Source organism: Pseudomonas sp. O39, assembly GCF_045447295.1.
GTDB lineage: Bacteria > Pseudomonadota > Gammaproteobacteria > Pseudomonadales > Pseudomonadaceae > Aquipseudomonas > Aquipseudomonas antarctica_A.
The window spans coordinates 201,980-221,397 of record NZ_JBJGXV010000004.1; the positions used below are offsets into that span (position 1 = coordinate 201,980).

The 19,418-nt window shown below is 60.2% G+C and carries 19 protein-coding genes; 8 read left to right on the forward strand and 11 right to left on the reverse strand.

Features of this window, described 5'->3' with window-relative positions; genetic code table 11:
• Positions 1-49: 49 nt before the first annotated feature.
• A complete protein-coding gene (locus ACI77D_RS07845) occupies positions 50-802 on the forward strand; it encodes a DUF2059 domain-containing protein (protein ID WP_407016352.1) in 753 nt (250 codons plus the stop codon).
• A 16-nt stretch (positions 803-818) separates the two neighbouring features.
• Here the strand turns inward: ACI77D_RS07845 and ACI77D_RS07850 are convergent, their stop codons facing one another.
• Positions 819-1,760, reverse strand: a complete 942-nt coding sequence (locus tag ACI77D_RS07850; protein ID WP_221296156.1) for an alpha/beta hydrolase — start codon at positions 1,758-1,760, stop codon at positions 819-821.
• Positions 1,761-1,859: 99 nt separating this feature from the next.
• Here ACI77D_RS07850 and ACI77D_RS07855 point away from each other — a divergent pair, with 99 nt between their 5' ends.
• From ACI77D_RS07855 to ACI77D_RS07870, 4 genes are all read left to right on the forward strand, one after another.
• Positions 1,860-2,438 (forward strand): DUF6436 domain-containing protein, encoded by a 579-nt coding sequence (locus tag ACI77D_RS07855; protein WP_064454603.1) that lies wholly within the window; start codon positions 1,860-1,862, stop codon positions 2,436-2,438.
• Positions 2,439-2,528: 90 nt separating this feature from the next.
• Positions 2,529-2,885, forward strand: a complete 357-nt coding sequence (locus ACI77D_RS07860) for an EamA family transporter (RefSeq protein ID WP_064454604.1) — start codon at positions 2,529-2,531, stop codon at positions 2,883-2,885.
• A complete protein-coding gene (locus ACI77D_RS07865) occupies positions 2,885-3,298 on the forward strand; it encodes a multidrug efflux SMR transporter (protein ID WP_064454605.1) in 414 nt (137 codons plus the stop codon). Before ACI77D_RS07860 ends, ACI77D_RS07865 begins: the two co-directional genes overlap by 1 nt.
• The gene (locus tag ACI77D_RS07870; protein WP_407016353.1) at positions 3,295-4,512 is read left to right on the forward strand and encodes a DegT/DnrJ/EryC1/StrS family aminotransferase; all 1,218 of its coding nucleotides are present in this window, start codon (positions 3,295-3,297) and stop codon (positions 4,510-4,512) included. The genes ACI77D_RS07865 and ACI77D_RS07870 overlap by 4 nt, the downstream gene beginning before the upstream one ends.
• Here ACI77D_RS07870 and ACI77D_RS07875 read toward each other — a convergent pair.
• Together ACI77D_RS07875 and ACI77D_RS07880 are read right to left on the reverse strand one after the other, a co-directional pair.
• Positions 4,490-5,368, reverse strand: a complete 879-nt coding sequence (locus ACI77D_RS07875) for a hypothetical protein (protein WP_064454607.1) — start codon at positions 5,366-5,368, stop codon at positions 4,490-4,492. The two genes, ACI77D_RS07870 and ACI77D_RS07875, sit on opposite strands and share 23 nt — an antisense overlap.
• Positions 5,365-6,471, reverse strand: a complete 1,107-nt coding sequence (locus tag ACI77D_RS07880; protein ID WP_262666514.1) for a GNAT family N-acetyltransferase — start codon at positions 6,469-6,471, stop codon at positions 5,365-5,367. Before ACI77D_RS07880 ends, ACI77D_RS07875 begins: the two co-directional genes overlap by 4 nt.
• A gap of 170 nt (positions 6,472-6,641) precedes the next feature.
• Between ACI77D_RS07880 and ACI77D_RS07885 the strand changes: the two genes are divergently transcribed.
• Positions 6,642-8,999 (forward strand): penicillin acylase family protein, encoded by a 2,358-nt coding sequence (locus tag ACI77D_RS07885; protein WP_407016354.1) that lies wholly within the window; start codon positions 6,642-6,644, stop codon positions 8,997-8,999.
• Between the two features lie 130 nt (positions 9,000-9,129).
• Here the strand turns inward: ACI77D_RS07885 and ACI77D_RS07890 are convergent, their stop codons facing one another.
• Positions 9,130-10,032 (reverse strand): AraC family transcriptional regulator, encoded by a 903-nt coding sequence (locus ACI77D_RS07890; RefSeq protein WP_407016355.1) that lies wholly within the window; start codon positions 10,030-10,032, stop codon positions 9,130-9,132.
• 99 nt (positions 10,033-10,131) lie between these two features.
• Between ACI77D_RS07890 and ACI77D_RS07895 the strand changes: the two genes are divergently transcribed.
• Complete coding sequence (locus ACI77D_RS07895) at positions 10,132-10,485, forward strand: carboxymuconolactone decarboxylase family protein (protein WP_034110071.1); 354 nt, start codon at positions 10,132-10,134, stop codon at positions 10,483-10,485.
• Here the strand turns inward: ACI77D_RS07895 and ACI77D_RS07900 are convergent.
• Positions 10,463-11,428 (reverse strand): GlxA family transcriptional regulator, encoded by a 966-nt coding sequence (locus ACI77D_RS07900; protein WP_064454610.1) that lies wholly within the window; start codon positions 11,426-11,428, stop codon positions 10,463-10,465. The two genes, ACI77D_RS07895 and ACI77D_RS07900, sit on opposite strands and share 23 nt — an antisense overlap.
• Positions 11,429-11,688: 260 nt before the next feature.
• On the opposite strand from ACI77D_RS07900, the gene ACI77D_RS07905 reads away from it, so the two are divergent.
• The gene (locus tag ACI77D_RS07905; protein ID WP_407016356.1) at positions 11,689-12,330 is read left to right on the forward strand and encodes an HD domain-containing protein; all 642 of its coding nucleotides are present in this window, start codon (positions 11,689-11,691) and stop codon (positions 12,328-12,330) included.
• A gap of 140 nt (positions 12,331-12,470) precedes the next feature.
• On the opposite strand, the gene ACI77D_RS07910 is transcribed toward ACI77D_RS07905, so the two are convergent.
• From ACI77D_RS07910 to ACI77D_RS07935, 6 genes are all read right to left on the reverse strand, one after another.
• On the reverse strand, positions 12,471-13,355 hold the full coding sequence (locus tag ACI77D_RS07910) for an ABC transporter permease subunit (protein WP_015886412.1): 885 nt from the start codon (positions 13,353-13,355) through the stop codon (positions 12,471-12,473).
• Positions 13,352-14,272, reverse strand: coding sequence for an ABC transporter permease subunit (locus ACI77D_RS07915; protein WP_064454612.1), 921 nt, complete (start codon positions 14,270-14,272; stop codon positions 13,352-13,354). Before ACI77D_RS07915 ends, ACI77D_RS07910 begins: the two co-directional genes overlap by 4 nt.
• Entirely contained in the window at positions 14,269-15,411 is a 1,143-nt protein-coding gene (locus ACI77D_RS07920) for an ABC transporter ATP-binding protein (RefSeq protein WP_003195240.1), read from the reverse strand. Before ACI77D_RS07920 ends, ACI77D_RS07915 begins: the two co-directional genes overlap by 4 nt.
• Before the next feature lie 72 nt (positions 15,412-15,483).
• Positions 15,484-16,578, reverse strand: a complete 1,095-nt coding sequence (locus ACI77D_RS07925; protein ID WP_064454613.1) for a polyamine ABC transporter substrate-binding protein — start codon at positions 16,576-16,578, stop codon at positions 15,484-15,486.
• A 147-nt stretch (positions 16,579-16,725) separates the two neighbouring features.
• Entirely contained in the window at positions 16,726-17,820 is a 1,095-nt protein-coding gene (locus ACI77D_RS07930) for a polyamine ABC transporter substrate-binding protein (RefSeq protein ID WP_053258811.1), read from the reverse strand.
• 208 nt (positions 17,821-18,028) lie between these two features.
• Entirely contained in the window at positions 18,029-19,393 is a 1,365-nt protein-coding gene (locus ACI77D_RS07935; RefSeq protein ID WP_064454614.1) for an aspartate aminotransferase family protein, read from the reverse strand.
• Positions 19,394-19,418 lie beyond the last annotated feature (25 nt).

The following is a 19,418-nucleotide window of genomic DNA, read 5'->3' on the forward strand; positions in this document are numbered from 1 at the left end:
AAATCCTACGCCCGACACGGACAATAGTGGCCGACTGACAGGAGTCCCTATGCGTCGTTTGTTTTTTTCCATGCTGATGTTCTGCGTTTTGCCCGCTTGGGCAGACGGCCATGACCAGTTATACAAGGTCGCCGGCTGGGCCGATCAACGTGCGCATTTCAATGACGCCCTCAGTGCAGCCCAACAGCGCTACCGCAACAGCCTGCCACCGGCGGTGTACCAGGCGTTGGTGGACAACAGCAACACACGTTTTGCGGCCCAGGCCATGGACCAGCGTGCCGAAGCGCAACTGCGCAAAAACCTGGCGGACCCGAAACCTGCCCTGGCGTTTTTCCAATCGCCGCTGGGCCGCAAGATTGTCGCCGCCGAGTTGCTCGCCACCCGCCGCGACCAGTTGGCAAAAAATGCGCAAGGCCTGCCACACATCGAGGCCGACTCCACCCGCAGCCTGATCATCGGGCATCTGGCCCAGGCCCTGCCCGCCCGTGAAGCGGGGGCGGAAGTCAGCCTGGCGATTGCCGGGGTTGCAGCCGACAGCTTGAGCCAGATGATTCCTGGCCTGCTGGGTGGCGGCCAGGCCCAGGGCATGCTCAATGGTCAGCGCGAGCGTTTAATGCAACAGATCGGCAACGACCTGAATAACACGCTGCTGTACGTCTATCGGGATTTGTCCGACCCGGAGCTGGAAGAATTCGCCACGTTTGCGGAGTCGCCGCAAGGTAGGGCGTATTACAAGGCAGCTCTTGCAGCCATTCGCGCTGGTCTTGCCGTTGGTCAAAGCACTTCCAGCCTGGCGCAGTAACCAATGTGGGTCCGTGTTACTTCAGATGGTCCGTCAAATACCGGAAGTATTCCTGGCGAATCTCGGGAATCTCATTCGCCAAGTGATGCCTGCCCCGCGGCAGCATCAGCACTTCGGGCCGATCGAACTTGCTGCGCAGCACCTGCAGGTTGTGCTGCCAATCCACCGTCATGTCTTCCTCGCCCTGCACGATCACCGGCCGCCGTGGGCTGCGCGGTGCGGCTTCGATACGTTTGATCCAACGCGCCAGCGCACCCACCCAGGCGGTAGGCAGTTGGCGTGGCTGCAGGGGGTCAGCTTCCAGGAACGGCTTGAATTTGGGGTCGTTGGTGTTCTCGCTGAACCGCCGCGCAATGCCTTTGACGAACGGCCGCAGCAGGTAATAACTGACCTGCGACCAACCCCACGCACGCGGCCGCACCAAAGGCGACAACAGAAATGTCTTGCCCTGGGCCGGGCTGTCGGCGCCGTGATTGAGCAAATGGTCCACCACCACCGCACCGCCGGTGCTTTGCCCGAACAGGTGCCAGGGTTGCGGCAGTTGCAGCGCCTTGGCCTGGGCGAACAAAGCCTGCACCACGTCCTGATACACCGAAAAATCATCGATGCTGGCACGTGCGCCGCTGGACAGGCCATGCCCCGGCAGGTCGCAGGCAATCACCACAAACCCTTGGTCCAGGGCCCAATCCACCGCGTTGCGGTACAGGCCCATATGGTCGTAGAAGCCGTGGAACATAAACATCGTCGCCACAGGCTGTGGCGGCCACCACACCTGGGCAACCACCTCAAAGCCATCCACGTCGAAACGCCCTAGACGGCTCAACGCCGGCACTTTGCGCGCAGATAAATCCAGCCCATAGAAACGCTGGTAGACCCGCGCCTCGGCGCTGAGCGGTTGCGCATCCACGAGTGGTCGCAAGCTTTCGCGCAGATGATCGGGGTCAAAACTGACAGGCATAAAGGGTTCCAGACTGACGGTGAAGATGAATATCGAGCAGCGATATTCATCTGTCAGGGCAAGCATGGCAAGCTACGCGACCTTCGAGGATAGTTCTGAATGCGACAGCCCTACCGTTCCGCCCTGTTCGCCAGCCTGATCCTGATCATCTGCACCGGCGTGCTGTGGGCGGCGTATGACTGGTTCCAGGGCCGCTACCTGCGCGCGTTCAGCGAACACACGGCCGTGTTCTCCGGCGACGCCCTGCGCCTGCCCGCCGAACTCGCAGGCCCAGGCCCGATTCGCCTGGTGCACTTCTGGGACCCGGCCTGCCCGTGCAACGTCGGCAACCAGCAACACCTGGGCGAGCTCATCGAGCAATACGCGCCCCAAGGCGTCGAGTTCTATGCCCTGCAAAAAGCCGGCAGCCACGGCCAACTGCCCGACAACCTGCGCAAGATGAAAACCCTCAATAACCTGGCCGGCGCCGATCAGGTGCCCGCCACCCCGGCTGTCGGGATTTGGGATCGCACTGGCAAGCTCGCGTATTTCGGACCGTACAGCGAAGGGCTGACGTGTAATTCCAGCAACAGCTTTATCGAGCCGATTTTGAAAGCCCTTGAGGCCGGGCGCGAAGTCGATGCGACCCATACTCTGGCGGTAGGCTGCTATTGCGAGTGGAGCAAGGCATCAAACTGAACGGAGGCTGTTCGACCGGCAAACTCCAATCACCCGAGCGGCAGGCTGCTGTATCGTACGTTTTCGGTGAGATTGTAAGCATAGGAACACATGAGCCAGCTAACCATCATCCTCTGGATGCTCAACGTTATCGTGGATACGTCCGGCCAGTTGGCTTTCAAAGCCGCCGCCTCTGCCAGCGCCGAGCATGACGGCATGGCCCACTGGAAGCACATGCTCAAGCGCCCCTGGATCTGGCTTGGCGTGATCTGCTACGTCTTCGAATTCGTGTTGTGGCTGGCGTTTCTCACGCTGGTGCCGTTGTCGGTCGGCGTGATGCTAGGCTCGATCAATATTGTGGTGATCATGATTGCCGGGCGTTTCCTGTTCAAGGAAAGCCTGACCAAATGGCGGTTGATCGGCATCATGCTGATCGCCTGTGGCGTGACCGTTGTGGGGTTTGAATAATGAAACGGTTCTATATCCTGGGCTTTCTGGCGCTGATCATTTTTGACACGTTGGCGCAGGTCAGTTTCAAATTCGCCTCGGTGCATGCCGAACCACTGACGATGGATACCGCCTGGTTGGTGCGCGTGTTTGGCGCACCGTGGATCTACGGCGCCTTCGTGGGCTACATCGGCGCGTTCTTCACCTGGATGACGTTGCTCAAGTACGCACCGGTGGGGCCCGCGTTTGCGGCGTCCCATTTGGAGTTGATCAGCGTGACGCTGATCTCTGTCTGGTTGTTCGATGACACCCTGACCTGGCCAAAAATCATCGGCGGCGCATTGATCATCGCAGGCATTCTCTGTCTCGCACGCAGTGAAGACAAAGAGAGCAAAACTGTCGAGGCCGAACCTTCGCAGCCACTGGCGTCATGACCAGGGAAATCCCGCCCACCGCTGGCCTGCCCTTAAGCTGGCGGGATTTGCTGAACCTTTCGGGCGACTTGGCCCAGTCTCTGGCCCGCCAGTTCTCGATTCCACTGCCGGCGCTGCCCTGCTCCGGCACCGCCGCCCTGATCATCGCCCTGCGGGTCTTGCAGCAACGCATGCCCGGCCGCACCCGGCTGATCGTGCCGGCCTACACCTGCCCGCTGGTGGCGTTGGCCGCCCATTACTGCCCGCCGTTGCGCGTCGTACCCTGCGATTTGCAGCCAGGCAGCATTGACCTGGACGAACAGCAACTGAAACACCTGTGTGACGACAGCACGCTGGCCGTGGTGGTCACCCATCTGGCCGGGCGCGTCGCGGACGTCGATACCGCCAAACGTATTGCCGATGCTGTCGGCGCTGTGGTCATCGAAGACGCGGCCCAAGCCATGGGCGCACTCGACGACGGCCGCAGCGTCGGGATCAAAGGTGATGTGGGATTTTTCAGCATGGCGCTGGGCAAGGGCCTGACGACGGCCGAAGGCGGCGTGCTGTTCAGCCGCGACCCGGTGTTGCATCAGGCGCTGCACCGCCAATGCGCACAGGACCTGCCTTTCAGCCTGCGCTGGGAGTTGCAACGCAGCGCCGAGTTGTGGGGTTACGCGCTGCTTTACCAACCGCGCGGCTTGCACTACGTGTATGGCAAGCCGTTGCGCAAAGCGCTGGAACAGGGCGATGAAGTGAGTGCCGTGGGCGACGACTTTTCGGTGAATGACATCCCGTTGCACCGCCTGGGCGGCTATCGCCAGAAGGTCGGCGCCGCCGCACTGGCTCGCCTGCCCAATTACTTGCAGCAAGGCCGCGCCCGGGCCTTGCGCCGTGCAGCTCGCTTGAATGCCTTGCCCGGCGTCTCGGTCGTTATGGACAGACCAGGCCAACAAGGCACCTGGCCCTTTCTGATGGTGATGATGCCGTCTGCACAGGCCCGGGATGCGGCGATGGCGCAGTTGTGGACCTCGGGGCTGGGCGTGACCCGCCTGTTTATCCACACATTGCCGGACTACCCCGACGTGGCCCCGCTGCTGCAGCCTGGCGGCGATATCAGCCAAGCCCAGGCGTTCGCGACCCGCACACTGTCGATCAGTAACAGCCATTGGCTGACGGACGAACACTTCGAACAGATACTCAAGCAACTCAAGGCTATCGTCGCCAGCCTTCGTTGATACGCGCCACCAGGCGGCTGTTCAGCTCGTTCTGCTGCTGTTGCCAGATCTGCACCTGGGCCTCAGGCAGTTCTTCCTGGCCATCGGACGCACTCAACCAACGTTTGAACTTGCTTTCATAGTGGTAGGCCGACACATCGCCAGTGATGTCCGCGCCGATGATCTGGCCCTGGCAGGCACTGATCAGGTCGTTCAGATGCTGCTCCAGGAATTCGCCCTGATCCCAGTTGGTGTTCACCACTTCCGGGCTCAGCACATCTTTATCGATGGACAGGTACACCGGCAGTGAACGGTCAAACTGTGCCAGGAACGCGCGCATCAGCGCATCTGCATTGCTGAAGGCACGATTACTGCGCCCGGCGCCGATCCAGTTCATCCAGCGCGTGTCGACGTTGACGTTCCAGTAGGTCAACTTGCGCTTGAGCAGCGGCGACCAGTGATTCTCCCACGCGTGGCCCAGGCCAATATCCTGCGAACCGATGCCCAACACATGCACATGCTCGACCTGCGGTAAGCGGCTGGCCCAGTAGACCCAGGAGCCGCAATGGATACCGAACGGGTAGCGCATGTTATCGGGATGGTTGTCGCAGATGATCAGCTGGAACTTCTGCTGCGTCGGCAGACGATTCAACAACAGCTGGCTGAGGTGGTGATAATCACCGCTGCCGGTAAATACACAGCCGTAATCGCTGGGCATTTGTGCGTGCAGGGCGGTTTCCAGCTCTTTGAATTGTGCCCAGCGGCAGCCGAAACGGATTTTTTCCTGCCAGGCCTGCAACGGCAACGTAATCGCGCCGGGAATGTCACTGACGGCACTGTCGAAATCGAGAATCAGCGGCGGTCGGGCCTGGCTCATGAGGTGTGCTCCTGATGCCATTGGGTATCACTTTCAAAGTGATGACGGAACCGGTTGCCCAGCTTGCGCAACAGCGGGTTACGCACCCAGACCAGATGGCGGGTAAAGGTAAAGTCGGCGCCCAGGCTGGCCTTGACCTGCGGGTCGGTCCAACCCGCCACATAAAATTTCAGCCCATTGGCCAGCGCATACTCAAGGTTCACAAACCAACTGACGAAATACAGGTTGAACTCCAGCGCCAGCGGGTAGCTAAGGCCGATGTACTTGTCGAGCAGCTTGTCGCCCTCCACGTAGCACAGGTTGTAGCCGATCAGTTCGTCGCAGTGCCAATAGCAGAATACGCGCCCGTTGCTGCCGGCGTCCCGCAGAAGGCTGCTGAAAAATTCAGGGGTGAGCAGGTCAAAATGGATCTCGCTCTGGTCGTACACCGCCTTGTACAACCCGTACAACTGCGTGAGCCAGGCGTCATCGTTGAAGCGCGCATCACCGGTGTCTAGGACTTCCACGCGCAACGCCTCACGGCTGCGCAGTTTGCGTCGGATATTGCGGCGACGGCTGTGGGACAAGCGCGCCAGGTACTCATCGACCGTGGCAAAGTTGATCGGCACGTAAGCCAGCGCCTGCCCCTCGAGGCTGATGAAACCGCGCCGGGTGCACTCATCGATCAAGGCTTGCGCGTAGCGGTTATCCGCCTCGCTGAGCAGCGGTGAGTCGCACGGCACGTCTTTGACGATGGTGAGCTTGCGCTGTGGCGCGCACGCCTCTTGCAACCACTGCGCGAGGTCCTGAGGCGACACGTCTTGGGGCAGTGGTGAATATTCACTGACCGTGGTCCCCACAAAACAACTGTCGACACGCAGCCAGGCATTCCAGAAACGATACCCGGGCCAGCTGCGAACACGCTTTTCGAATGCATCGTCGGCGGTGGTCAACAGGTCGAAGGGCGTAAAGAAATACGGCAGGCCCTGGTCGGACAGACGAGCATCGAAGCCCACTGGCGGGTGCTGCAAAAAGCGGCTGATCAGCGACTGCGCTTCCAGGCAGCACGCATAGGCAACCTCGGAGCGGCTGGAGTCTGGAATGGGTTGCGGGGCGCAAGTCATGGAAAGAAGCTCAAAGATGACGGGCGCAATAGTAGCGTATTCAGGGTGCTCAACACTTGAACCTCGGCTGTCACAGCGGCGCATCGTGCGCGATATCAGCATTTCCCTCAGCCCTCGCCAAACCTATTAGACTCCGTTGACCTTCAAGGTGAATGACTCAAGGACCGTCCATGAAACGCAGCCTGACCGTGCTCGCTATCCTGATTGCCGCCCTCATGGCCGGCGCCGGCTGGTATGTCTACAGCAAGCAACCCACCCGCCAGGGCACCGAAACACTCGCCAACCTGCAAGGCGCGGTCACCGTGCGCTATGACGACCGGGGCGTGCCGCACCTGCGCGCCGAGAACGAGACCGACCTGTACCGCGCCCTCGGCTATGTGCATGCACAGGACCGGCTGTTCCAGATGGAGATCATGCGGCGCCTGGCCCGTGGCGAACTGGCCGAGATACTGGGCCCGAAGATGCTCGAGACCGACAAGCTGTTCCGCAGCCTGCGCATTCGCGAACGCGCCTTGAGTTACGTGGAACACATGGACCACGATTCGCCGGCCTGGAAGGCCTTGCAAGCCTACCTGGACGGGATCAACCAATTTCAGGACAGCCACGCCAGCCCAGTGGAGTTTGACGTGCTGGGCATCCCCAAGCGGCGGTTTACCGCTGAGGACACCATCAGCGTCGCCGGGTACATGGCCTACAGCTTTGCCGCCGCGTTTCGTACCGAGCCGCTGCTGACTTACATACGCGACCAATTGGGCGGCGACTACCTGAAAGTCTTCGACCTCGACTGGCAGCCCAAAGGCGCGCTTAACCTGGCCGCCAGTGATTGGCAGACGCTCGGCGCGCTTGCCTCCTTGAGCGACAGGGCCTTGGCCGAGAATGGCTTGCCTCAGTTCGAAGGCAGCAACGCCTGGGCTATCAGCGGCAGCCGCACCAAGAGCGGCAAGCCCTTGCTGGCGGGCGACCCGCATATCCGTTTCTCGGTACCGTCGGTGTGGTACGAAGCGCAGCTCTCTGCACCGGGCTTTGAGCTCTACGGCTATCACAACGCGCTGGTGCCGGTGGCGTTCCTGGGGCACAACCTGGATTTCGGCTGGAGCCTGACCATGTTCCAGAACGATGACCTCGACCTGATCGCCGAAAAGGTCAACCCCGACAACCCCAACCAGGTCTGGTACCACGGCCAATGGGTCAACATGACCAGCAGCGAGCAACAGATCGCGGTGAAGGGCCAGGCACCGGTGACCCTCACTCTGCGCCAGTCGCCCCACGGCCCGATCATCAATGATGTACTCGGCGAGAATGCCGGCAACACGCCGATTGCCATGTGGTGGGCATTCCTCGATACCGAGAATCCGATCCTCGAAGGTTTCTACCAGCTCAACCGCGCCGATACCCTGGCCAAGGTGCGCGCCGCGGCGGCCAAGGTTTCTGCACCGGGCCTGAATATCGTATGGGCAAATGCCAAGGGTGATATCGGCTGGTGGGCGGCGGCGCAATTGCCGATCCGCCCGGCCGGGGTCAACCCGGCGTTCATTCTCGACGGCAGCACCGCCCAGGCCGACAAGCTGGGCTTCTACCCTTTCAGCGCCAACCCCCAGGAAGAAAACCCGGCGCGGGGTTATGTGGTGTCGGCCAATGCCCAGCCGGCATCACCCACCGGCATGGAAATCCCCGGTTACTACAACCTGGCCGACCGTGGCCAGCAATTGAACACGCAGTTGAGCGACAAAAGCGTGAAGTGGGACGTGAACAACAGCCAAGCCTTGCAACTGGGCACGACCACCGCCTACGGCCCACGCTTGCTGGCACCGCTGTTGCCGGTGCTGCGTGACGTGGTCAAGGACCCGGCGCAGTTGAAACTGGTGGAACAATTGGCCGCCTGGAAAGGCGACTACCCGCTGGACTCCACCAGCGCCACACTCTTCAACCAGTTCCTGTTTAACCTCACCGACGCGGCCTTCCACCCAAAACTGGGCGACGCCCTGTTTAAAACCCTGCTCGGTACTCGGGTGATCGACGCCGCGCTGCCACGCCTGGCCGCCTCGCCGGACTCGCCCTGGTGGAACGGCAAGCGCGCCGACACCGTCAAACTCGCCTGGGACAACAGCCTGGCTCACCTCAAAGCCACCTTCGGCGATGACCCGACGCAATGGCAGTGGGGCAAGGCCCACACCCTGACCCACGGCCACCCGTTAGGCATGCAGAAGCCACTGGACAAGGTCTTCAACGTGGGCCCGTTCCCGGCGCCCGGCACCCACGAAGTGCCAAACAACCAGTCGGCGATGATCGGCCCCGCGCCCTGGCCGGTCACTTATGGCCCATCGACCCGTCGATTGATCGACTTCGCCGACCCGGCCCACGCTTTGACCATCAACCCGGTAGGGCAAAGCGGTGTGCCGTTTGACCGGCACTATGGCGACCAGGCGGAAACCTATATCGAGGGTGGGTACGAGCAGGCGCATTTCAGTGATGAAGAAGTGACGGCGAATACCCGTGGCACGCTGAAGCTGTTGCCTGCGAGAAAATAGTGCTGGAAGAATGCGGTCAATGTGGGAGCGGGCTTGCTCGCGAATGCGGAGTATCAGTCACCAGATGTATCGACTGGCACACCGCATTCGCGAGCAAGCCCGCTCCCACATTTGCTTTGTGTTGTAGCGACTAACGAGCCCGCATCCGCCCCGGCGCCTCGCCGTAGGTTTCCTTGAACTTCTTGCTGAACGCAGCCTGCGACTGGTAACCCACCTGGGCGGCGATATCCATCAGGCTCAGGCGTGACTGGCGCAGCAGATTGAACGCCAACTCCATACGCAACTGGGTCAGCAGCACCCACGGGGATACACCCGCCACCTTCACAAAGGCACGCATGAAGGTCGCTCGCGACATCGTCGCAACCAAGGCCAGGTTGTCGATGGTCCACTCATGGCCGGGCTCGGCCAGCATCGCCTGCCAGGCCTTGCTCAGGCGCTTGTCGGCGAGCAAGGCGAAGGTGCCGGCCACCGGCGCCTGAAGGGTCAGCCAGGTGCGCAGGATCAGGGTGAACAAGGCCGACGACAGTGCATCGATAAACGAGCGGGCGCCCAGTTGCTGCCCATCCGCTTCGCTGCGCAACAAAGCAATCAACGCAGCCAATTGCCCATCGCCCTGCCACTGCCGACTGGACACCACCAGATACTCCGGCAACGCGGCAAACAACAACGACTGCCGGTTGTAGTGAAAGCTGCCGCAGAGCATGTCCAAGTCCACCCGTTCGCCACCCAGGCGATGGACCGGAAGTAAACCGCCCTCAATCACCGTCGGAGGCATCGGCTGAATGCGTGAACCTGGACTGCGCAACAAATGGGTGGCGCCACCGGGCATCAGCAGGATATCGCCCTCCCCCAGCGTTACGTGCTGCCCGCCCGTCAACTCGGCGCGGCAGGTGCCGCTGAGCACAATGTGATACGGCGCCACGCCCAAATTCTCCGGCGCGTGATCCAGCGCCCAGTCGCCCTGGAACTGGCAACGCAAATCCAGGCTGCCGCGCAGGTTGGCCAGCGTGATAAGGGTGTCGATCGAATTCATTTGCGAACATCGGTCAAAAAGATGAGCGGATTGAACAATGCCCCCAACCCCGAACAGCACAGACTAGCTTCACACCCAACCTGTTCAGGAGTTACCGCAATGTTCAATAACTGGTCCGACTTGCTGCCTACCGTAAAGAAAGCCTTTGGCGCGCTGGGCAAGAGCAACCCGAAGATGGTCAAAGCGTACATGGCGTTGGGCGAGGCTGCCGAGGAAAACAACGTGCTCGACGCCAAGACCCGTGAGCTGATTTCCATCGCCGTGGCCATCACCACGCGCTGTGACGGCTGCATCGGCGTGCATGCGGATGCGGCGATCAAAGCCGGCGCGACCCGCGAAGAAGTGGCCGCGACCCTGGCCACCGCAATTTCCCTGAACGCGGGCGCGGCATATATCTACTCACTGCGCGCCCTGGAAGCCTACGACACACTCAAACCGGTGCCGCAAAGTTGAGCCTGAATTGTTGCGGCGTTACGCCCAGCCGGCGGTTGAAGACACTGCGCATGTGCTGGGCATCGCGAAACCCGCATTGATAGGCCACGGTCTTGAGCGGCGCAGGGCTGCTTTCGAGCATCACCCGCGCCGCATCCACCCGCGCCCGCTCGACAAACTCCGCCGGGGTTATGCGTGCTTCACGGGCAAACACCCGGGAGAAATTGCGCGCGCTCATATTGGCCGCCTTGGCCAGGTCGGCAATGGTCAAATCCCCGGTCAGATTCGCCAGCACATACAACTGCACCAACGCCACCGCCGAGGTGGACTCTGCATGAGGTGTGAGGAACGGGCTGAACTGTGACTGCCCGCCCGAACGCTGGGTGAATACCACCAGGCGCTTGGCCACGCTCAACGCTACTTCCGGGCCATGGTCCTGGGCCAGGAGGTACAGCGACAAATCGATACCTGCCGTCACCCCGGCCGAGGTGTAGAGGTTGCCGTCCTGCACGTAGAGGCGGTCAGCATCTACCTGGGCCGAGGGGCACAGACGCGCCAGATCAGCGGCATCGTTCCAATGAGTGGTGACGGTTTTTCCATCGAGTAAGCCGGCGCGCGCCAGCATGAAAGCGCCGTTGCAGATCGAACCGAAGCGTTGGGCTCTTTCGGCTGCACCGCGCAGCCAATCATCAAACGGGGCACCGAAATCTTCGAAGGGCAATTGCGGGCCTCCGGCGACCAGCAACAGATCGTAGGCGCTCAAGGCTTCGCTGTAATGCCGGTGGGCCTGCAACGACAAACCGTTGGAAGCGGCCATCGTGCCGTGGCCCAGGCCGATCACTTCAAGCTGGTAGTGGTCTTCGGTCGGTAGAAAACGGTTGGCCTCGCAGAACACATCCATGGGGCCGGTCACGTCCAGTGACTGGACGCCGGGGAAGATCAGGATGGCGATGGTTCTATGCATGGCGAAACCTTATATCTGGCGAACACGAAACCCTGTGGGAGCTGGCTTGCCTGCGATGCAGACACTGCGGTGTATCAGGTATACCGAGGTGATGCTATCGCAGGCAAGCCAGCTCCCACATTTGCCCGAGTACATCCATGGCACGATGTGGCGGCACATTGGCCGGGATCGCACCCTCGCTGCGATGGCCCCGTCGCGGGCGCGCGACCAGACTGGACTCATCGGCGCCACCCCCCGGCGCTTTGTTGAGGAGAACGACCATGAGTACCCCCATCGCCGGCATCCAGATCCCGGACAGCGCCCTGGCCAAGGCCACCACCGAATACATCCGCGACGTCGAGTCCGACCTGCTCTACCACCACTCCCGACGGGTGTTCCTGTTCGGTGCCTTGAGCGGTGAACGCAAGCAACTGGCCTACAACCCGGAGCTGCTTTACGTCGGCGCAATGTTCCATGATCTGGGCCTGGTGCAAGGCCACCGCAGCGACAACGAGCGTTTCGAAGTGGACGGCGCCAACGCCGCCGCCGACTTCCTCAAGCCTTACGGCCTGAGCGATGACGACATCGAGCAAGTGTGGCTGTCCATCGCCCTGCACACCACGCCGGGCGTGCCGCAGCATCTGCGCCCGACCGTGGCGCTGGTAACTGCTGGTGTCGAGATGGACGTGCTGGGCATGGACTACGCCGCGTTTACCCACGAGCAGCGCGAAGCCGTGGTGCATGCACACCCACGCGGTGAAGGATTCAAGGAGTGCATCATCTGCGCGTTTGCCGACGGCTTGCGCCATCGCCCGCAGACCACGTTTGGCAACGTGAAGACCGACGTGCTGGTGGATCAGGAGCCGAGGTTCCAGCCGATGAATTTTGTGGAGGTGATTCGCAAGTCGCCGTGGGCTGCCTGAAACCCAATTTTACAAACACTGCAAAACGACTGTGGGAGCTGGCTTGCCTGCGATGAGGCCATGTCAATCGACTTATCTGTCGACTGACACACCGCCATCGCAGGCAAGCCAGCTCCCACATTTTTAACCCACTCCGGCAGTTAGACCGGTGCAGGCGCCCGGCGCTTGTCCGGCTGCTGCCAGCCATCCGCCGCCGCTTCTTCGATGGCTTGTTGAATCGCCTTCTTGCGCATCTCTTCCGCACGGCGGCTGAAGAACCACACCAGGAAGGTCACCAGCGACACCGCCAGCAGAATCAGGCTGGCCACGGCGTTGATCTCGGGTTTAACCCCAAGACGTACCGCCGAGAACACTTCCATCGGCAAGGTGGTTGAACCCGGGCCCGACACGAAGCTGGCAAGTACCAGGTCATCCAGGGACAGCGCGAACGACATCATGCCGCCCGCCGCCAACGACGGCGCGATCATCGGGATAGTGATCAGGAAGAACACCTTCCACGGCCGCGCGCCCAGGTCCATTGCCGCTTCTTCAATCGACAGGTCCAGCTCACGCAAGCGCGCCGACACCACCACTGCCACATACGCGGCACAGAACGTGGTGTGGGCGATCCAGATGGTGACGATGCCACGTTCCTGGGGCCAGCCGATCATCTGCGCCATGGCCACGAACAGCAGCAACAGCGACAGACCGGTGATCACTTCGGGCATCACCAACGGCGCCGTCACCAGGCCGCCGAACAGCGTGCGGCCCTTGAACTGGCTGATGCGCGTCAGCACGAAAGCTGCCAGCGTACCCAGCGCCACCGCAGCCACCGCCGTGTAGCAGGCGATTTCCAGGGAGCGCGCCACCGAGCCCATCAACTGGGTGTTGTCCAGCAGGCCCACGTACCACTTGATCGACCAACCGCCCCACACCGTCACCAGTTTGGATTCGTTGAACGAGTAGATCACCAGGATCAGCATCGGCAGGTAGATGAACAACAACCCCGCTACCAGCATGAAGCTTGAGAAACTGACGCGCTTCATATCTTGCCCTCCATCTCTTTGGCTTGGCTGCGGTTGAACAGGATGATCGGCACGATCAGGATCGCCAGCATCACCACCGCCAGGGCAGAGGCCACAGGCCAGTCACGGTTGTTGAAGAATTCTTGCCACAACACTTTACCGATCATCAGGGTTTCCGGACCGCCGAGCAGTTCCGGGATCACGAACTCGCCCACTACCGGAATGAAGACCAGCATGCAGCCGGCGATGATGCCGTTCTTGGACAGCGGCACAGTGATTTTCCAGAAGCTGTTGAAGGTGCTCGAGCCCAGGTCGGACGCGGCTTCCAGCAGGCTCTGGTCGTGTTTGACCAGGTTGGCGTACAGCGGCAGGATCATGAACGGCAGGTACGAATAGACCACGCCGATGTACACCGCGATGTTGGTGTTGAGGATCTGCAGCGGCTCATTGATCAAGCCGATGGACATCAGGAAGCTATTGAGCAACCCGTTGTTGCTGAGGATGCCCATCCACGCATACACGCGGATCAGGATCGCGGTCCAGGTCGGCATCATGATCAGCAGCACCAGCACGGTCTGCATTTCTTTACGCGCGCTGGCAATGGCATAGGCCATCGGGTAGCCGATCAACAGGCACAGAATCGTGCTGAAAAACGCCATCTTCAGCGAGCCCAGGTACGCGGCGATGTACAACTCGTCGTCGCCGAGCATCGCGTAGTTGCCCAGGTTGAGCACCAATTGCAGCTTTTGCTCAACGAAGGTGTAGATCTCGGTGTAAGGCGGGATCGCCACGTCGGCTTCGGCAAAGCTGATCTTCAAGACGATGAAGAACGGCAGTGCGAAAAACAGGAACAGCCAGAGGAAAGGGATCCCGATGACCACATGCCGGCCACCGGGTGTTATTCGTTGCAGCTGGCGTTTGAACTTCTTCATGTTCATGAGCGAAGTACCACGCCGCTGTCGTCTTCCCACCACACGTACACCTGGTCACCCCAGGTTGGGCGCTGGCCACGGCGTTCGGCATTGGCGACGAAGGACTGCACCAGCTTGCCGCTCGGCAGTTCCACGTAGAACACCGAGTGGCCGCCCAAGTAGGCGATGTCATGCACCTTGCCGCTGGACCAGTTGTGCTCGCAGGTCGGCATTTCGGTGGTAACCAACAGCTTTTCCGGGCGGATGGCGTAGGTCACCGACTTGTCTTCCACCGAGGTGGCGATGCCATAGCCCACGTAGATGTCACGGTCCAGGTCCGGGCACTTGAGCACCGCGTGGCCTTCCGCGTCATCCACCACCTGGGTGTCGAAAATGTTCACGTTGCCGATGAACTCGCACACCAGACGGCTGGTAGGCGTTTCGTAGATGTCGATCGGGCTGCCGATCTGGGCGATCCAGCCCAGGTGCATGATCGCGATGCGCTCGGCCATGGTCATGGCCTCTTCCTGGTCGTGTGTCACCATCACGCAGGTCACGCCCACGCGCTCGATGATCTCTACCAGTTCCAGTTGCATCTGCGAACGCAGCTTCTTGTCGAGTGCGCCCATCGGCTCGTCGAGCAGCAGCAGTTTCGGGCGCTTGGCCAGGGAACGCGCCAAGGCCACACGCTGACGCTGGCCACCGGACAACTGGTGCGGCTTGCGCTTGGCGTACTGGCTCATCTGCACCAGCTTGAGCATCTCGGCCACGCGGGCGTCGACTTCAGCCTTGGGGATCTTGTCCTGTTGCAGGCCGAACGCAATGTTCTGCGCCACGGTCATGTGCGGGAACAAGGCGTAGGACTGGAACATCATGTTGATCGGCCGCTCGTAGGGCGGCATATCGGTGATGTCCACACCATCGAGGTAAATGCGACCTTCCGTTGGGCGCTCGAAGCCTGCGAGCATGCGCAGCAAGGTGGATTTGCCCGAACCCGATCCGCCGAGCAAGGCGAAGATCTCGCCTTTCTTGATTTCCAGGGACACATCGTCCACGGCGATCGTCTCGTCGAACTTCTTCGTGACCCGGTCGATTTTGACCAGCACCTTTTTCGGTGTCTGGTCGCCCTCGAGGGCTTTCTTATAGGCGCCGGAGGCAACTGCCATTTACGAAACTCCCAACAAAATTTGAGGTTCGCCCAATACGGGCGAAACCTTGGATAGTTTGAGCTTTAAGCCTTACTTGCCCGTTTTGACCTTGGTCCAGCTACGGGTCATTAAACGCTGCACTTTCGGGGGTAGCTCGAAGTTGACGAACGTCCGGTCGAGAACCGCCTGCGGTGGGTAAACCGCTGCGTCAGTGCGTATCGATTGCTTCATCAGTTTGTCCGCCCCGGGGTTAGGGTTGGCGTAACCGACGTAATCACTGACCTGAGCGATCACCTCAGGTTGCAGTAAATAGTTGATGAAGGCGTGAGCCTCTTTGACGTTGGTCGCATCCTTGGGGATCGCCAGCACGTCAAACCAGAGGTTGCCGCCTTCTTTCGGAATCGCGTAGGCGATGTTCACGCCTTTGCCTGCCTCGCTTGCGCGAGCCTTGGCCTGGAACACATCACCGGAGAAACCTGCCGCCACGCAGATGTTGCCGTTGGCCAGGTCAGAGATGTATTTGGAAGAATGGAAATAGGTCACGTAGGGCCGCACTTTGAGCAGCTTCTCTTCGGCCTTCTTGTAGTCTTCAGGGTTGGTACTGTTAGGGTTCAGGCCCATGTAGTTGAGCACCGCCGGCAGCATTTCATCCGCCGAGTCCATGAACGAGACCCCGCAAGTGGCCAGCTTCTTCATGTTTTCCGGCTCGAACAGCACGGCCCAGGAATCGATATGGTCGACGCCCAGCACTTCTTTGACTTTTTCGACGTTGTAACCAATGCCGTTGGTGCCCCACAGATACGGCACGGCGTATTGGTTACCCGGGTCGTTCTTTTCCAGACGCTTGAGCAGCGCCGGGTCCAGATTGGAATAGTTAGTCAGCAACGACTTGTCGAGCTTCTGAAACGCCCCGGCTTTGATTTGCTTGCCGAGGAAGTGGTTGGACGGCACGACCACGTCATAACCGGTACGCCCGGCGAGCAACTTGCCTTCCAGGGTTTCGTTGGAATCAAACACGTCATACACCGGCTTGATGCCGCTGGCCTTTTCAAAGTTGGCCAGGGTGTCGGCGCCGATGTAGTCCGACCAGTTATAAATATGCACCGTCGGCGCGGCCTGCACGCTGACAGCCAGCGTGATACCTGCACCCACCAGCAAGGCTTTGCGAAATAAAGAAATTGGCAAGTGGAGGTCCTCTTAAATAGTTGGGCCCGAAGTTGTTGCCCGGCAACAAAACCGGCGCGCAACTTACCCTCGATAAACCGATCCGGCAAAGCTTTCTGTCATTTAATTTGTGGGAGCGGCGGTTCGCCGCCCCCACGGTTCAAAGGCTTATTTGCCCGATTTGATTTTGGTCCAGCTGCGCGTCATTTCACGCTGAGTCGCAGCCGGCAAGTCAGCAATGGCGTAGAGCTTGGCCTGCACATCCGCTGGCGGGTAAATGCCCGGGTCGCTGGTGATGTCTTTGTCGACCAGTGCGGTGGCTTTCTCGTTACCGTTCGGGAAGCGGACGCTGTTGGTGATAGCGGCCATGACTTCCGGCTTGAGCAGGTAGTTCATGAACTTGTAGGCAGCATCGACGTTTTCGGCATCTTTAGGGATGGCGACCATGTCATAGAAGCTACCGGCGCCTTCTTTCGGAATGTCGTAGGCAACCTTGACCTTGCCACCGGCTTCAGCCGCGCGGGACTTGGCTTGCTGGATGTCCCCGGAGTAGCCCACGGCCACGCAGATGTTGCCGTTGGCCAGGTCCGAGATGTACTTGGACGAGTGGAAATAGCCGATCGATGGGCGCAGCTTGAGGAACAGGTCCTCGGCTTGCTTGAGGTCAGCTTTTTTCTGGGTGTCGGTCGGCAGGCCCAGGTAATGCAGCGCCACCGGCAGCATTTCGGTTGGCGAGTCGAGGAAGCTCACGCCGCAGCTTTTCAGCTTGGCGATGTTTTCCGGCTTCATCAGCACGTCCCACGAGTCGATCTTGTCCACGCCCAGCGCAGCCTTGACCTTCTCCGGGTTGTAACCGATGCCGATCGAGCCCCACATGTACGGGAAAGCGTGCTTGTTGTCCGGGTCGCTGACCGACACGGCTTTAAGCAGGGATTTGTTCAGGTTGGCGTAGTTGGACAGCTTGGACTTGTCCAGCTCCTGATAGACACCGGCCTTGATCTGCTTGGCGAGGAAGTTGTTCGACGGAACGACGATGTCGTAACCGGACTTGCCTGCCAGCAACTTGGCTTCCAGGGTCTCGTTGCTGTCGAAAACGTCGTACACCACTTTAATGCCCGACTCTTTTTCAAAGTTGGCGATGGTGTCCGGTGCAATGTAGTCGGACCAGTTGTAGACGTGCAGCACTTTATCGTCTGCCTGGGCCGCGCCCGCCATTGCGCCCATCAGGGACAACGCGAGGAGGGTCTTGCCAGCGTTCTTCAAACCTAATGCCTTCATTTGGTGATGCTCCAATTTTTTCTTTTTTGGGCCACGTTCTTTAGTCGTCTCACGACCCTTCCAAAGGGCAACAAAACACGGCGACAGTCTGGCAAGTTCAGGGGCCGGCTTTCAACCAAAGCCCCCTTTATTACTGCGTTTTTGTAACTGCCCAGACGCAGCGCCCGAAGCCGCAGCGCACTGAGCCTAGCACTTAGCCTTGCAATGCCGCCAAAGTCAGGTCCAGGCACTGGCGAGCCTTGGTCACCAGCTCGTCGATTTCCGCCTTGCTGATCACCAGCGGAGGCGAAATGATCATAGTGTCGCCCACGGCGCGCATGATCAGGCCATTCTCGAAGCAGAACGTGCGGCAGATCATGCCCACACCACGGCCTTCGTAACGTTTGCGCGTGGCCTTGTCCTGCACCAGCTCAATCGCCCCGAGCATGCCGACACCGCGAACTTCACCCACCAACGGGTGATCAGCCAGTTCCCTCAGACGTTTCTGCAAATACGGTGCCGTTTCTTCGTGCACACGGTTAACGATTTTTTCATCGCGCAGAATCCGGATGTTTTCCAGGGCTACCGCTGCCGCCACCGGGTGACCGGAATAGGTGAAGCCGTGGTTGAAATCACCGCCTTCATTGAGCACGGCAACCACGTCGTCGTGCACGATCAGGCCACCCATAGGGATGTAACCCGAGGTCAGGCCCTTGGCGATGGTCATCATGTGTGGCTTGAGGCCGTAGAAGTCGCTGCCGAACCATTCACCGGTACGGCCGAAACCGCAGATCACTTCATCGGCGACGAACAGGATGTCGTACTTGGCGAGGATTTCCTTGATGCGCGGCCAGTAGGTCTCTGGCGGCACGATCACGCCACCGGCACCCTGGATCGGCTCGGCAATAAAGGCACCGACGTTGTCCACGCCCAGTTCCAGGATCTTCTCTTCCAGCTGGTTGGCGGCCCATACCCCGAACTCTTCCGGGCTCATGTCGCCGCCTTCGCCATACCAGTACGGCTGAGCAATGTGGGTGATGCCCGGGATCGGCAAGTCGCCCTGTTCATGCATGTACGTCATGCCGCCCAGGCTGGCGCCGGCCACGGTGGAGCCGTGATAGCCATTCTTGCGGCTGATGATGATCTTCTTGTTCGGCTGGCCCTTGATCGCCCAGTAGTGGCGGACCATGCGCAACATGGTGTCGTTGCCTTCCGAGCCTGAGCCGGTGAAGAACACGTGGTTCATGCCGGCCGGTGCGATCTCGGAAATCACCTTGGCCAGTTCCAGCACCGGTGGGTGAGCGGTCTGGAAGAACAGGTTGTAGTACGGCAGCTCTTTCATCTGCTTGGCGGCGGCGTCAGCCAGTTCGTCGCGACCGTAACCGATCGCCACGCACCACAGGCCGGCCATGCCGTCGAGGATCTTGTTGCCTTCGCTGTCCCACAGGTAAACGCCGTGGGCTTTGGTGATAATCCGTGGGCCTTTCACTTTCAATTGCTTGAAGTCGCTGAACGGCGCCAGGTGGTGATCATTGCTCAAGGCTTGCCATTCACGGGTTTGCGGGTTGTTGCTGGACATACCAATCTCCTAGACTTTTCAGGTG